A 15148-nucleotide genomic window follows, 5' to 3' on the forward strand; every position below is an offset into this window, starting at 1 on the left:
CGAAAGAACATGTCAGACACCGAAGCCACCCTGTCCGTCGCGGAACGCCGCAAGCAGCTGTTGCAGCAGAAGCTGCGCGAGCGCGGCATGGCCGCGTCCACCGCACCCGTCGCCGTGCCGCGTATCGCGGCGGGGGAGCGCCGCCCGCTCACGCCGGGCCAGCGCCGCATGTGGTTCCTGCAGACCCGCGACCCGCAGGACACCGCCCTCAACATCTGCGTGGCCTACCGCCTCACCGGCCCGCTCGACGCCGACCGCCTGCGCACCGCGTTCGACGCCGTCGTCGCCCGCCACGACATCCTGCGCACCACCTACGGTGTGGACGCCGAGGGCGAACCGTTCCAGGTCTTCAGCACCGACGCCCGTGCCGAGTGGACCACCCACGACCTGACCGACCTCGCCGAATCCGGCCGTGACCTGCGGGTGGAGGTGCTGGCGCAGCGCGAGTTCAGCCGTCCCTTCGCCCTCGGCACCGAGCTGCCGTTGCGCGCCACCTTGATCCGCACCGGCGCCGACCAGCACGTGGTGCTGTTCACCATCCACCACATCTGCTGGGACGACGACTCCTGGGCCGTCTTCTTCACCGAGCTCAACGCCGCCTACCGCACCATGCCCGCGCAGGACGACAGCGCGCCCGCACAAACCGACGGCATCCCCGGCCGGGCCAACAGCGTCCCCACGCAAGCCGACAGCGCGCACGCGCAGGCGGACACCGTGCAGTTCGCCGCCATCGCCCCCACCGCTGAACCCGCGGCCGACGACGTCGCCTACTGGCGTGACGCCCTGCGGCCCCTGCCCGAACCGCTAGAACTGCCCGGCTCGGCCTCGGCCACCGCGGGCAGGCAGGCGCAGCGCCGCACCCACCGGCTCCCGTCCGACCTCGTCACCCGCACCGAACAGTTCGCGCGCGAACAGGCCGCGACCCCGTTCATGGTGCTGCTGGCCGCTTTCGACGCCCTCGTGCACCGCTACACCGCCGCCGACGACTTCCTCGTCTCCATCCCCGTCACCGACCGCCCGGCGGGCACCGAGCAGCTCATCGGCTACTTCGGCAACACCCTGCTGCTGCGCGCGGGCATCGGTACCGGCGACGACTTCACCACCCTCGTCGCCGCCGTCCGCGAAACCTGCACCGGTGCGTTCGCACGTCGCGGTGTCGGTATCGATCGCGTGGTGCGCGAAGCGAACCCGGACCGCGTCGCCGGTCGCGACGGTCTCGACCAGTTGGTCCGTCTCGGCTTCAGCGTGCGCAAGAGCGCCGACGGTTTCGCCATCGACGGCGTCACCTCCACCCTGCTCGAACTCGGTGCGGTGAGCGCGCAGGTGCCGCTGGCCTTCGCCGTGGTGCTCGACACCGACGGCACCGCCGTGGTCGAGGCCGAATACCAGACCGACGTGCTGTCCGACGCTCTGGTCGATCAGTTGCTCGGGCACTTCGGTGTGCTCCTCGACAGCGCGTTGCGCGAGCCGACCCGCGGGCTGCGCGACCTCGAGATGCTCGCCGCCGACGAGCGGGCCGCACTGCTCGACCGCTCCCACGGTCTGCTCGTCGACCAGCCCGCCACCACCCTTGTCGCCCTGTTCGAATCGGCCGCCGCCGCATCGCCCGACGCGCTCGCGCTGGTCTCCGACACCGCCGAGCTCACCTACGCCGAGCTGCACACCCGCGCGAATCGCCTGGCGCACTGGCTGATCGGGCAGGGCATCGGCACCGAGGACATCGTCGGCCTGCGCCTTGGCACCTCGGTGGAGTTCATCGTCGCCGTGCTCGCCGTGCTGAAGGCAGGCGGCGCGTACCTGCCGATCGATCCGGCCTACCCGGAAGACCGCATCGAGTACCTCGTCGAGGACGCGAACCCCCGATTACTGCTCGGCGCGGTCGAATTGGCCGCCGCCGAGGAGACGGCAGCCGAACTGTCCGGCTCGGCGCCGACCGATGCCGACCGGTTGCGCCCGCTGCGCCCGGCCAACCTCGCCTACGTCATCTACACCTCCGGCTCCACCGGCAAACCCAAGGGTGTTCCGGTGCCGCACAACGCGATCGCCGAGCACATCGTGTGCTTCTCCGCCGAGTGGGACATGACGCCCGCCGACCGGATGATGCAGTCGTCGTCGGTGAGTTTCGACGCCTCGCTCGCCGACATCGCCATCCCGCTGTCGGTCGGTGCGCAGATCGTGGTGCCGAAACCCAAGCCGTTCCGCGACATCCGCTATGTCGCCGACCTCATCACCCGTCGTCAGGTGACCGTGCTGCACATGGTCCCGTCGATGCTGAGCACCTTCCTGCTGCTGCCCGAGGTGAGCGAATGGCGTTCGCTGCGTCAGGTTCCCGTGGGTGGCGAGGCGCTGCCCGGCGAGGTGGCCGACCGCTTCGCCAACACCCTGGAAGCCGAACTGCGCAACCACTACGGGCCCACCGAGGCCGTGGTCTGCTCGACCTACATGCCGGTGCACGGGCCGCAGGGGACCGGTGTGGTGCCGATCGGCGTGCCCAACCGCAACGTCTACACCTACGTCCTCGACGAGGCGCTGCAGCTGGTGCCCGACGGTGTGGTCGGTGAGCTCTACCTCGGCGGCGATCAGCTCGCCCGCGGTTACCTCGACCGCCCCGCGCTGAGCGCGCAGCGTTTCGTCGCCGATCCGTTCACCCCCGGCGCCCGGCTGTACCGGTCCGGTGACCTGGTGCGCCGCAACAGCTTCGGTGAACTCGAGTTCGTCGGTCGCGCCGACGAGCAGGTGAAGGTGCGAGGTTTCCGCATCGAGCTCGGTGAGGTGGAAGCCGCCATCGCCGCGCACCCGTCGGTCGCCCAGTGCGTGGTCGTCGTGACCGAGGACCCGGCCATCGGTGCCATGCTCGCCGCCTATGTGGTGCCCGCCGAGGGTTTCATCGACCTCGAGCAGATCCAGGCCTTCGCCGCGGCCGGCCTGCCGGACTTCATGGTGCCCAGCGCGTTCGCGGTGATCCCGGAGGTCCCGCTCACGGTCAACGGCAAGCTCGACAAGCGAGCTCTGCCCGCCGCCACCCCGGCCGTCGCGCGGACCCACCGCGCGCCCGCCACGGCCACCGAACGCAAGATGTGCGCCCTGTTCGGCGCCCTGTTCAATCTCGACGAGGTGGGCGCGGAGGACTCGTTCTTCGAGCTCGGCGGACATTCGCTGCTCGCCGCCCGCCTGGTCGCGCAGGTCCGCGCGGAATTCGGCATCGAACTCGACGTGCGCGTCATCTTCGACAGCCCGACCCCCGCCGCGCTCGCCGCGAATCTGGTCGCCCGGTTCCTCGCCGAGTTCGACATGGACCTGGATGCGGTCGATTCCGATGTCGACGAGGCAGCCGAACCGGCGCCCGCGGCGAATACCGATGCGGTCGCTGCGGCACCGACCACCCGCCCCGCGATCGGTGGCCGACCGCGCGGCGAGCGCATCCCGCTGTCGTACTCGCAGCTGGCCATGTGGTTCCAGTACCGCATGGAAGGTGCGGGTTCGGTCGGCAACCTCCCGCTGGCCATGCGCTTCGACGGTCCGCTCGATGTCGCCGCACTGCGCGCAGCGCTCGGTGATGTCGTCGCCCGTCACGAATCGCTGCGCAGCACGTTCCCCGAGCACGAGGGTGTGCCCTACCAGGTGATCCACCCGGCCACCGAGGTCGCGCTGCCGGTCAGGGAGATCGCCGCCGACCAGGTGTCGGCCGAGCTGGCCGAGATCGCCCGCTATGCCTTCACCCTCGACGGTGAGCCGCTGCTGCGTGCCGAACTCCTCGAACTCGACGCGAACACCCACGTGCTGTCGCTGTTGGTGCACCACATCGTCGCCGACCACGCCTCCTTCGGTGTGCTGCTCGACGACCTGACCACCGCCTACCGCGCCCGCAGCGAACAGGGCAGCGCCCCTGCCTGGGAGCCGCTGCCGATCCAGTTCGCCGACTACGCCCTGTGGCAGCGCGAGCTGTTCGACCAGGCGGCGCCGAGCGAATTCGCGCAGACCCAGATCGACTTCTGGCGCACCGCGCTGGCCGGGGTGCCCGGCGAGATCTCGGTGGCCCACGACCGTCCGCGCCCGCCGGTGCTCGGCAAGCGCGGCGAGGTGGTCACCTTCTCGTTGCCCGCGAGCGTCCGCTCCGGTCTCGAGTCCCTCGCGAAGGGCAGTGGCGCAACCGAATTCATGGTGTGCGAGGCGGCGGTCGCGACCCTGCTGCACACGCTCGGCGGCGGCACCGACATCACCCTCGGCACGCCCGTCGCGGCACGCACCGATCCGGCCACCACGAACCTGATCGGGCTGTTCGCGAACATGGTCGTGCTCCGCAACGATCTGTCGGGCGCGACCACCCTGCGCGACACCGTGATCCGGGCCCGCGACGTGGTGCTCGATGCCAACGCACACCAGGAACTGCCGATCGAGCGCCTCGTCGAGGCACTCAATCCGCGCCGTTCGCGGTCGCGGAACCCGTTGTTCCAGAGCATGATCCACTTCCGTGGGGCCGACTGGGCGCCGACCACCTTGCCGTTCGCGACCTCCGGTGCCAGTACCGTCACCGTGCTGCCCGCCGACTTCGACGTCTCGTTCCTCGATCTGAACCTGAGCCTGAACGTGACCGCCGAGGGCGGCATGGACGTGCGCGTCGTCGTCAACGCCGACCTGTACGAACCGGCCACCGCCGCGCTCATCGCCGACGCCCTGGCCGCCACCCTGCGCGCCTTCGCCGACAACCCGGACCAGCCGATCGCCGACCTGCGGGTGCTGCCGCAGGCCGACCTGGACCGGCTGCTCGCCGTCCCGGCGCCCGTCGCCACGACGGCCGCCGCCGGGGGAGCCGCCGATTCGGACACCGAGCGCACCCTGATCGCCCTGATCGAGGAGCTCCTCGAGATCGACGACGTCACCGGCGACGACAACTTCTTCGCCCTCGGCGGCGACAGCGTCATCTCCATCCAGTGGTCGGCCCGCGCCGCCGCCCAGGGGCTGCCGCTGACCCCGCAGATGGTGTTCGAGTGCGCGACCATCACCGAGCTTGCCGCAGCGGTCGACGCCGCTCCGCGCGAGGCGGAAACTGAAGAGCCCGAACAGGTCACGCACGCGCCGATGAGCGCGTCCGGCCTCGACTCCGACGCCCTGTCCGCCCTCACCGCGGCCTGGTCCGCACAGGGATGAACAACCCGACATCCGCGCCGCACCTGTCGGGTACCAGCCCGGCACGGTGCGGCGCCGCATGTCGACCGGGTCTCGGCTATCCGACGACCCGACCACTAGGAAAGGACGCAGCATGAGTGCGCCGCAGATCGAAGACGTACTCGCGTTGAGCCCCCTGCAGGAGGGGTTGTTCTCCCTGTCGCGGATGGCCGGGACCGAGATCGACCTCTACACGATGCAGTTCGTCGTCGACATCGACGGCCCGCTGGACACCGCCCTGCTGCGCCGCAGCGCCCAGGCCATGCTCGACCGTCACCCGAACCTGCGGGCCGCGTTCTGGGACACCGATGTACCCAAGCCGGTGCAGATCATCCCGTCCCGCGCCGAGCTGCCCTGGGCCGAACGTGACGCGGTGACAGCGGAATTCGACTCCATCGCCGAGTCGGAGCGGCGGGTTCCGTTCACCCTGAGCCGTGGTCCGGCCCTGCGAATCCTGTTGCTGAACGTCACCGACGCCCCGCAGCCACGCAAGCGGATGATCCTCACCGCCCACCACATCCTGATGGACGGCTGGGCGGTCGCGGTGTTCTTCACCGAACTGCTCGCGGTGTACCAGGCGGGCGGCAGTCTCGACGGGTTGCCCGCCCCGCGCCCGTACCGCGACTACATCGGCTGGCTCGGCGCCCAGGACCACGACGCGGCCGCGAGCCGCTGGGCCGAGTACCTGGGTCAGGTAAGTGCGCCGCTGGTGCTGGCCGACGGTACCGGTGCGCGCGATTCCTCGGTCCCCGAGACCACGCGACTTCGCCTGTCCGCCGGCGAGACCGAAGCTCTGCAACAGTGGGCGCGCGCCAACGGCATGACGCTCAATACCGCCGTGCAGTTCGCCTGGACAGTGCTGCTCGGCCGGATCGCCGACCGCACGGATGTCGTATACGGCACCACCATCAGCGGCCGCCCGGAGAAGCTGGCCGGTGTCGAGGGCATGGTCGGGCTGTTCATCAACACCGTCCCCGTCGTGCACCGGCTCGAGTCGACCGAACCGGTCGTCGCGCAATGTGCTCGGCTGCAACGTGATTCGTCGACCATGCGCGATATCGGCTACTTGAGCCTGTCGACCCTGCAGCGCGCGGCCGGTCACGGCGCCCTGTTCGACACCCTGTTCGTGTTCGAGAACGCCCCCATCGACGACGCGATCAAGACCGTCACCGCCGCCGACGGTGCCCAGTTCCGGCCCATCGAGATGGAAAGTCTCGCCCACTACCCGCTCACGGTGGTCTCGCACATGAGTGAGGGTGAACTGCTCGTCCTCGTCGAGGCGGTGCCCGCCTTGCTCGGCCACCTCGACCCCGCCGACCTCGGCGCCCGTCTGGTCACCATCCTTCGCACCCTGCCCACACTCGACGCCGAGGCGTCCCTCGACGCCATCGATCTGCTCACACCCGTCGAGCATGCCGAACTGGCCAGTGCTGCCGCAGAGCTCGTGTCCGCGCCCTCGTCCACACCCTGGGAACTGTTCGAGCAGCAGGCTGCCGCGACCCCGGACGCCACCGCCCTCACGGCCACCTCGGGCGAACATTTCGCTTACCGCGAGCTGTACGACAAGGCCTGCCGCCTGGGCGCCGAGTTCGCCGCCCACGGTGTCGGCCCGGAAACCGTTGTCGCCCTGATGCTTCCGCGCGGCACCGATGCGATCGTGGCCATTCTTGCCACGTTCGCCGCCGGTGCGGCCTACGTCCCGGTCGACATCAGCTTGCCCGCCGGTCGCATCGAATCGATTCTGCGCCAGTCGAACCCGGTGCTCGCCGTCGTCCTCGGCAAGGATCGTCACCTGCTCGACGGGATCGCGGGCTCCGGCGCCGCGGTGCTCACGTTGGACGACGCCGAGGTTGTCGACCGGATCGCGAACCGCCCCGCGCAAGCCCCCGTTGTCCGCCGCGAACTCGACCACGCCGCCTACATCATCTTCACCTCCGGCTCCACGGGCGAGCCCAAGGGTGTCGTCGGCACGAACGCCGCGCTGGCCGGGTACTTCGCCGACCATCTCGAGCGGTTCTACCGCCCGGCGATGGCGAAACTCGGCCGCCCGCTGCGCATCGCGCACGCCTGGTCGCTCGGGTTCGATGCTTCCTGGCAGCCGATGGTCGGCTTCTTCGCGGGCCAGGCCCTGCATCTCTTCGATGCCGACGAGATGCGCGACGCACACCGAATCGTGTCGGGCATGGCCGAATTCGACATCGACATGATCGACACGACCCCCTCGATGCTGGCCCAGCTCGCCGCGGCGGGCTTGCTCGATCGTGAGCTGCCCGTCCTCGCTCTCGGCGGTGAGGCCATCGACACCGCCCTGTGGGCACGTTTGCGCGCGCTCCCGGGGACGGCTGTGTACAACTGCTACGGGCCGACCGAGACGACCGTCGAAGCCGTCGTCGCCCCGGTCGCCACCTCGGAAATCCCGACGATCGGCACCGCCAACGGCGGGATGGTCGGCTACGTGCTCGACTCCCGCTTGCGCCCGGTTCCGCAGGGGATCGTCGGCGAGCTGTACCTGTCCGGCGTGCAGCTGGCCCGCGGCTACCTGGGCAAACCCGCCATCACCGCCGACCGGTTCGTCGCCGACCCGGCCCGCCCGGGGCAGCGCATGTACCGCACCGGTGACCTCGTCCGCCGCCTGCCGGGCGGTCGCTTCGGGTACCTCGGCCGCGCCGACGCGCAGGTGAAGGTGCGCGGGTACCGCATCGAGGTCGGCGAGATCGAGACCGCGCTGCGCCGCTCGGCCGATATCGACACCGCCGCCGTCACCGTGGTCCGTCGTGCCGGTGGCGCGTCGCTGGTCGGCTTCGTCGTCGGCAAGGCCGGACGTGCCGTCGTGGTGAGCCGGGTGCGTGCCGACCTCGCGCAGCGCCTGCCCGCGTATATGATTCCCGCGCGCATCGTCGTCCTCGACCGGTTGCCGGTGAACGTCAACGGCAAACTCGACGGGCACGCGCTGAACGAGCTCGCCGAACAAGCGCTTTCGTCGGCCGACAGCAATGCCGCCGCCGAGACGCCGACCGAGATCGCGCTGAGCGAGGTCTTCGCCGAACTCTTCGACGGCCGCGCCCCCGGTATCGACGCCGACTTCTACGAACTCGGTGTCGACTCCATCGTCGCCATCTCCCTGGTGAACAAGGCCCGCCGACGAGGCCTCGCCCTCAACCCGCGCATGGTCCTGGCCTGCCCGACCATCCGTGAACTCGCCGCCGCCGTCGACGACGCACCCGCCGCCGCCGAAGCGGGCGCCGACTCCTACGGTGTGGTTCCGCCGCTTCCGGTGGTGTCGTGGATGTACGAGTACGGCAACTACCGCCGCTTCACCCAGACCGCCCTGCTCCGCCTGCCCGCCGGAATCGACCGTGCCGGCCTGGAGTCCACGCTCCAAGCCCTCCTCGACGCACACGACACCCTGCGTGCCGTGCTCACCGATACGCCCGATGGTCCGCGCCTGCTCACCCGCGCGCCCGGTGTCGTTGCCGCGGGCGACGTAGTGATCGAAGCGCCGCGTGGACTCGCCGGTTCCGAACTGGATTCCGTCATCACGGAATACGCGCGTATCGCCAACGACGCGATCGACCCGAGGTCGGGGGAGATGGTGCGCGCGGTGTGGTTCGCGGGTGCACCGGGCTCGTCGGAAGTCGACCAGAGCTCGGGCGACCCGAAGAATTCCGGGGACGACACTGATGGCGATCCCGGCGACATCCTTTTGCTCGCGGTGCACCACCTGGCTGTCGACGTGGTGTCCTGGCACATCATGATCGACGGTCTCGCCGCCGCCTGGCAGCAGATCCAGTCCGGCGTCGCCCCGAAGATGCTCCCGGAGTTCACCTCCTACCGGCAGTGGTCCGAGGCCATGTGGCAGCGCGCCAGCACGCCGGAAGTGCTTGCCCAGCGCGACTATTGGGCGGCCCAGGTGCGCCGACCCGACGCGCCCCTCGGTTCCCGGCACCCCGCCCCCGCGTCCGACACCTGGTCGAGTCTGCGCGTGAACACCGTCGCCACCCCCGTCGAGGTGACCCAGCGCCTCCTCGACCGCATCGGCAAGGACGAGGGCGTCCGCGAATTCCTGCTCACCGCCCTCACCATGACCATGGCCTCGCTGCACGCGAACAACGGAAACGACCCGGCCGCAGGCGCTTTGATCGCCCTCGAGGGCCACGGCCGCGCCGACGCCGAACTCGGCACCGACACCGCCAACACCCTCGGCTGGTTCACCAGCGTGTTCCCCGTCCGCCTCGGCGTCGGCGACCAGTGCGTGGATGTCGCACGCGCCCAAGCCGATCCGGCCGCCGCGCGGTCACTGCTCGACGCCGTCACTCGGCATATTCGTGAAATTCCCAACCAGGGACTCGATTACGGCCTGCTCCGCTACGTCGACCGGGTCCCCGAACTCCGCAACGCCGCCGAACCCCAGGTCGAATTCAACTACCTCGGCCGAATAGACCTCAGCGGCAACAACACCGACCCGTGGTCTCTGCTGGTCGGCGCCCACGACACCGCCCTCCCACTCGACCCCGAACCCGATCTACCCCTGCGCTACGCGGTAGACGTCATCGCCGGCATCGGCACCACCCCCGCCGGCCCCGCCCTGACGACCAACTTCCGCTGGAGCACCGCCCTGTTCACCGAAGCACAGGCCAACCGTTTCGCCGACCTGTGGAGCCTGGCTGTGCAAACCCTGGCCGCCGCTCTCTGAGCACCTGGACGCGGGCAGCCTCGCCTGCCCGCGTCCGGCATGCCCCCCGCGATGGATCCGCCTGTTCGGCGTTATCGCTGGTTACGCTGGTTCTCGACCGTTTTCCATTCGACGCAGTCCCGCTGTTCTTCGGAAGGAAGCACCATGAGTCCCGCCATCGGCGCCGTCGTCATTCCCGTCTCCGACCTGGAAGCTGCCAAAAAGGTCTATACGGCCCTCTACGGCCAACCCCACACCGACCAGCCCTACTACGTCGGTTACAACGTCAACGGCTTCGAGATCAGCCTCAACCCCCAGGGCGACCGCGCCACCGGACCGGTCGCGATGACCGATGTCGACGACCTCGACGCCACCCGAAACGCCCTGCTCGCCGCAGGAGCCACCGAGAAATCGGGCCCGCAGACAGTTGCCCCCGACCTCCGCATCTGCACGCTGGCCGATCCCGACGGCAACCCCTTCGGCCTGCGCGGGAAGTAGGTCACCGACGCGCTTCGATGCCGTCGAGTACCTGCTCGAGGCCGGTGTCGAACTGCCAGCGCAGGTCGTCCTTGCGACGGGCCTGGTGCACATAGCGCTCGAAGGTCGGATAGCGGCCGGTGCCGAGCAGCCAGGTCATCTGGGTGGACAGACCGGTGCGTGCCTGTGCGCCGGTGGTCCAGCCGCGATCGTCCATGAGCGCGCGTAGGCCGATCTCGGCGCCGGTCGCACCCAGCACATACGCGAAAACCGTTCGCGCGGCTGCCATCGCCGTGTCGAGGTCGAGACCGAGGTCGTCGTGGAGCGCGGTCAAGGCGTACTCGGTCAGAGCCATGCGGTTGGGTGTGAGTTCGTAAACGAGCTCCGGTGCGGTGAGCCGGGTGAGCCAGGGGTGCCGCAGGATCAGCGCCTGAAGAGCCGTCGCCAGCTCACGTAGCGTCGCGCGCCAGCCGTCGCCGGCCGCGTATTCGACCTCGCCGTAGACGAGGTCGACCATCAGTTCCAGCACCTCGTCCTTGCTCGCCACATGCCGGTAGGCAGCCATCGGCGCCACCCCGAGCTCCGTGGCGAGCCGGCGCATCGTGATGGCGTCGAGCCCGTCGACGTCGGCCACCGCCACCGCGGTCTCGGCAATTCGTCTGGCGGACAAGGGTTTACCGGCGTTCCGGTCGCCTTCTGTGAGCCGTTCCCAGAGAGAAGTCACGCCTGTTCCACTCCTGATGTGTACTTAGTACGCACGAAATGTGTACTTTGTATCTGTGAGCATACGCAGTACACATCTGCTGGTGGCGGGCGCCTTCGGTCCGGCCGTCTTCGTCCTCGGCTACCTGATCAACGGCGCACTCCAGGCCGGCTACGACTCCTCCCACGACACCATCAGCGCCCTCAGCCTGGCTTCCCACGGCTGGATCCAGAACAGCAACTTCGTCCTCTACGGCGTCCTGACGGTGCTCTTCGCCGAAGGGCTCCGCCGCACCGCGTCCCTGCGCACCGCCGGGTACCTCGCCCTGCTGGTCGCCGCCGCCGGACTGATCGTCATCGGATTCTTCCCCACCGACCCGGTGCTCGGTTTCCCCGAAGGCGCCCCGACGGTCGTCACCGCGACCGGCGGCATCCACAACCTCGGCGCACTTGTCGTCTTCACGGCCTTCCCCGTGGCGGCCCTCGCCGCTGTCACCCGCCGCTCCCGCCTGTGGTCGGTCTTCTCCATCGCCACCGCCGTGTTCTCGATAGCAGCGGTCGGAGCCTTCTTCGCCGCCGTGGAATCGACACCGGTCGGCGGCCAATCGTCGGCCGGTTTCTACGAACGCCTCCCGACGCTGTTCATCGGCCTCTGGCAATTCGTGTTCGTCTACCGGGTCCTCGCGAAAAGTAGATAACGTGCCCGTTCATCGGGAGACGACGTGGCGACCGGTCTGGTGCGAACCTACCGTCCCGGAACGGGTCGCATTCATGCACCAGCGTGGGCCCACACCGGTTACTCGAGGAGTCCCTATGCCCCAGATCGCGTCACGTCTGTCCGTGGTCATCGCCGCGGTTGCCATGATCACCGCCGGCGGCGGTAGTGCGGCCGCCGCACCGCAGACAGGTGAAATGACCCTCACCTTCGTCCGCCACGCCGAATCGGCCGGCAACGCATCAGGCCTGATCGACACGTCCGTCCCCGGCCCCGACCTCACCGACAAAGGCTGGGAACAAGCCGCCGCGGCCGCGCTGCGCCTGGCCGACTGCAAGTTCGACGGCGTCTACGCCTCGACAATGGTGCGGACACAGCAAACCGCACTGCCCACCTCGGAACTGTGCGACCGCCCCGTTGTCGTCGAGGAGGGCTTCCACGAAATCGAAGCCGGAATCTACGAAGGCACACCCGAGAAGGACGCGATGGCGAACTACTTCGCCGCACCGGTCCAGTGGATGCAGGGCAACCTCGACGCCCGCATCCCCGGCTCGATCAACGGCCACGAATTCAAAAAGCGCATGGACGACTCGATCCAGGACATCCAGGACCGCGGCAACAAGCGCGCCACGATCTTCTCCCACGGCGGCTCCATCATGGTCTGGACCCTCATGACCGTCAGCAACCCCGACATGACCAAACTCCAGTCCGACCCCATTCGCAACACCGGCCGCGTAATCGTCAAGGGCAGCCCCGCCAAGGGCTGGAAACTCGTCACCTGGGACGGCACTCCCGCTGCCTGACACGCGCAGGCCCCACGGCTACACCCGCCGCGTCGAATCCGATCGACGGTAAAGGTTCATCTGCGATCGGTGAAGATGGCTATGTGCCTGGAGAGGCGATGCTCCAACTCGGCGGGTGGGCCGGGGATCACCGTGAAATTGTCGGTGTCGTGGTGTTGCAGGAGGTAGCGGCCGTCGTCGGGGTAGTCGAGCCAGAGGAACGCCTTGCCGTCGGAAGTGGGCCGGGAATCGACCTGGAACCCAGGGAAAACGGTGATCTCGCCCGTGCCGATTCGGGGGCGCCGGAAGAAGCGTTGCGTGTGCTCGACCGGGGACAGGCGGGTGGGGTGGCGAGCGAAGGTCGCCGTCTCTAGATCGCTGCGCCTGCCCTCGAAACGCTGTGTCGAACCACCGTGCAGGCGTGGCAGTTTCGCGACGATCGCCGCTGCCAGGTCGGCCAGCGGGACAACGGAGAGCGTGATGTCGCCGCCTTGCTCGCGCGTCGGCCCCGTGGCCTGAACGGCCAACGCCGCGTGATCCTCGACGATGCCCGCATAAACGCGCACGACCTCGGCCTGGCCCGACCCGTGTAAGCCCTGGATCTCCACCCGGACCTCGGGCTCGAGAACGGCCCGGAACACCCTGTCCAGAACCGCGTCGTACACCTGGGCCAACCTGTGCCCGGCAGCTTCCCGCCGCTGCTGGTGAATTTCCATGGTCTCGGCGAACTCGGGCCGAAAGGTCAGCGGATACGGCATCCGATCCCGACCGTGCGCTTCCAGCCCGATGGCGAAGGCATGTGGATCGAGCACCCAGGTGTGATCAAGGGTCGGTGCTTGGGGTCGGCTCATGCGCCGATCACCCCGCCCGGCGGCAGCGTCGGCGGCAGCTGCCCGATGAGTTCGTGCTCGCGATCATGGATGAGATAATCCGGAGTGGTGTGCTCGTTCTCGTCGTCACGCCCACCGCCTCTTCCGCCGCCGCCCATCATGCCGGGCATCCCGCTCATACCGCGCGCACCCGCCGCCGACGCCCCCGCGCGAGCGCCGGAGTTCTGCGCCCCCGCGGCTCCGGGTGTTCCCGCGACGGAGCGTCCCGCGGCTGGTACTCCGGCACCACCGGGCACGCCCGAGCCGGGCGACCCCGATCCCGGCGATCCTGAGCCGGGAGACCCGGTGCCAGGAGACCCGAGTTTGCTGTCGCCGGGTGTGGCCGGTGTCGTCGTCGGCGTCGTAGCAGGCGTTGTGGCCGGTGACTCGGTGCTTGCCGGGCTGGTCGAGTCGTCGTCTGTGTTGTCGTCCTCTTGATCATCGCCGGGAGTGGTCGACTGCGGTGTCTCGGCAGTCGGATTCTCGGGTGTACCAGCAGGATTCGTCGACGCGCCGCCACCGTTGTCGGTGTTGTTGCCCCCGCCGTTCGCATCTCCCGTCGAACCGTCACCCGGCACTCCGCCGCCCGGATCCGTGACATTGTTCTGGGGGAGCGGCAGCACCGGTGTTTGTTTGTCGACGGTAAGCGCACCTGGCTGATAGGTGCCGATCATGAACAGCTGAGCGTCTGCCTCCGCTTCGTTCGCCCGATGCTGAGCGGCCTTGACCACACCGTTGCCGGGGATATGGCCGACGAACTCGTCGAAGGCGCTCACCTCTTCCGGCTTCGGAATGGCGATCTTCGCTTGTCCTAGAAGGCCTTCCATGTAGTCGATACCGTTGGCGACCATCTGGAAGGTGGTCGGCAGTTTGGCCGCCTCGGTGGTGTAACTCTTCACCGCCTCGATCGCCGCAGAACCCGAAGCACCGGACCACTTTTCGGTCAAGACCCGTTCGAAGTTGGTGCGGTAGTTGGTGACAGCGGTTTCGGTGCCGGTGGTGAGCCGACGCCAACCGTCGGCCGTCGCATTGATCTGCCCGGCATCGACCCCGCCCTGACCGTCCTTGCCCTGCAAGGCCTCCCAGATCCGCTGATGGGGCCAGGCGCTGAACGGCTCGGGTTCCTTCACCGCAGCCTCCTGCATGGTGACATCCGCGCCCGCACGCAACCGCGCCCACTCGTCGCCGATGATGGTCCGGTCGCCCTCCCACACCTGCTTGCCTTCGGTGTCGAGCCTGCTGCGCTCGTTGTCGGCGTTGTCGGACCGGTCATGGTTGTCCATGACTTTAAAAATGCCCAGAGTGCCGACATGGCCGACGAATTCGCCGAAGGTCCCCATGTCGTCCCAGAAGCCCATCAGATACTCGCCCCCGCATTGCCGATCGCGCCCGCGGACTGCTGATCGACGGCCTGCAGTCTGCCGATGGCAGCGAGGAAGGCGTCGCGCTGGTCGCGGGCGATGGCGATGTGCTGATCCAGGCGTTTCACGGCGGAGTCGTCAGGGTCGTGTGAGCCGCCGGCTACTGCCTTGTTCTCGAATTTGCCGCGGATGGCGGCGGCGGAGGGGAGGGATCCCCAGCCGGTGAGGTGCTGGAGGTTTGCCGCCTCGAACTTCTGAATTTCGAGATCAGAGATGTATTGGCTGACCACATCGGCGATGGCCTGACCGAGGTCCTCATCGAGCTTGAATTCGCCACTGATGGCTTGAGACTTCATGTTCCGCCAGTAGGTGGCGTGATCTTGCGCCATAGTATTTCCTCCGAT

General features: G+C 68.6%; 9 protein-coding genes. 5 read left to right on the forward strand and 4 right to left on the reverse strand.

Translation table 11 applies throughout. The features are described 5' to 3' along the window. Positions 1-9: 9 nt before the first annotated feature. The 3 genes from NCO8_RS18015 (at position 10) to NCO8_RS18025 (ending at position 10336) form a co-directional block, all read left to right on the forward strand. Entirely contained in the window at positions 10-5148 is a 5139-nt protein-coding gene (locus NCO8_RS18015) for a non-ribosomal peptide synthetase (protein ID WP_067641077.1), read from the forward strand. A 112-nt stretch (positions 5149-5260) separates the two neighbouring features. Beyond that, the gene (locus tag NCO8_RS18020; protein ID WP_067641079.1) at positions 5261-9859 is read left to right on the forward strand and encodes a non-ribosomal peptide synthetase; all 4599 of its coding nucleotides are present in this window, start codon (positions 5261-5263) and stop codon (positions 9857-9859) included. A gap of 144 nt (positions 9860-10003) precedes the next feature. Then, positions 10004-10336 carry a VOC family protein gene (locus tag NCO8_RS18025; RefSeq protein WP_067491115.1) on the forward strand — a complete coding sequence of 111 codons (333 nt, stop codon included), beginning with the start codon at positions 10004-10006 and terminating at the stop codon, positions 10334-10336. Between the two features lies 1 nt (position 10337). On the opposite strand, the gene NCO8_RS18030 is transcribed toward NCO8_RS18025, so the two are convergent. Next, entirely contained in the window at positions 10338-11039 is a 702-nt protein-coding gene (locus NCO8_RS18030; RefSeq protein ID WP_210740436.1) for a TetR/AcrR family transcriptional regulator, read from the reverse strand. A gap of 55 nt (positions 11040-11094) precedes the next feature. Between NCO8_RS18030 and NCO8_RS18035 the strand changes: the two genes are divergently transcribed. Continuing rightward, the gene (locus NCO8_RS18035) at positions 11095-11715 is read left to right on the forward strand and encodes a DUF998 domain-containing protein (protein WP_167353299.1); all 621 of its coding nucleotides are present in this window, start codon (positions 11095-11097) and stop codon (positions 11713-11715) included. A 115-nt stretch (positions 11716-11830) separates the two neighbouring features. After that, entirely contained in the window at positions 11831-12535 is a 705-nt protein-coding gene (locus NCO8_RS18040) for a histidine phosphatase family protein (protein ID WP_067491109.1), read from the forward strand. Positions 12536-12591: 56 nt separating this feature from the next. Here the strand turns inward: NCO8_RS18040 and NCO8_RS18045 are convergent, their stop codons facing one another. The 3 genes from NCO8_RS18045 to NCO8_RS18055 all read right to left on the reverse strand — a co-directional run bounded on the left by NCO8_RS18045 (position 12592) and on the right by NCO8_RS18055 (position 15133). Then, positions 12592-13365 carry an ESX secretion-associated protein EspG gene (locus NCO8_RS18045; protein WP_067641085.1) on the reverse strand — a complete coding sequence of 258 codons (774 nt, stop codon included), beginning with the start codon at positions 13363-13365 and terminating at the stop codon, positions 12592-12594. Then, entirely contained in the window at positions 13362-14666 is a 1305-nt protein-coding gene (locus tag NCO8_RS31400) for a PPE domain-containing protein (RefSeq protein WP_167353300.1), read from the reverse strand. The genes NCO8_RS18045 and NCO8_RS31400 overlap by 4 nt, the downstream gene beginning before the upstream one ends. 74 nt (positions 14667-14740) lie before the next feature. Then, positions 14741-15133 carry a hypothetical protein gene (locus NCO8_RS18055; protein WP_067641090.1) on the reverse strand — a complete coding sequence of 131 codons (393 nt, stop codon included), beginning with the start codon at positions 15131-15133 and terminating at the stop codon, positions 14741-14743. Between the last annotated feature and the right edge of the window lie 15 nt (positions 15134-15148).

The organism is Nocardia coubleae NBRC 108252, from assembly GCF_001612805.1.
Taxonomy (GTDB): Bacteria; Actinomycetota; Actinomycetes; order Mycobacteriales; family Mycobacteriaceae; genus Nocardia; species Nocardia coubleae.

Bases quoted from the DNA above. Each gene is read 5' to 3' on its own strand.
- NCO8_RS18015 (WP_067641077.1), top strand. From the start codon at position 10: ATGTCAGACACCGAAGCCACCCTGTCCGTCGCGGAACGCCGCAAGCAG.
- NCO8_RS18020 (WP_067641079.1), top strand. From the start codon at position 5,261: ATGAGTGCGCCGCAGATCGAAGACGTACTCGCGTTGAGCCCCCTGCAG.
- NCO8_RS18025 (WP_067491115.1), top strand. From the start codon at position 10,004: ATGAGTCCCGCCATCGGCGCCGTCGTCATTCCCGTCTCCGACCTGGAA.
- NCO8_RS18040 (WP_067491109.1), top strand. From the start codon at position 11,831: ATGCCCCAGATCGCGTCACGTCTGTCCGTGGTCATCGCCGCGGTTGCC.
- NCO8_RS18045 (WP_067641085.1), bottom strand. From the start codon at position 13,365: ATGAGCCGACCCCAAGCACCGACCCTTGATCACACCTGGGTGCTCGAT.
- NCO8_RS31400 (WP_167353300.1), bottom strand. From the start codon at position 14,666: ATGGACAACCATGACCGGTCCGACAACGCCGACAACGAGCGCAGCAGG.
- NCO8_RS18055 (WP_067641090.1), bottom strand. From the start codon at position 15,133: ATGGCGCAAGATCACGCCACCTACTGGCGGAACATGAAGTCTCAAGCC.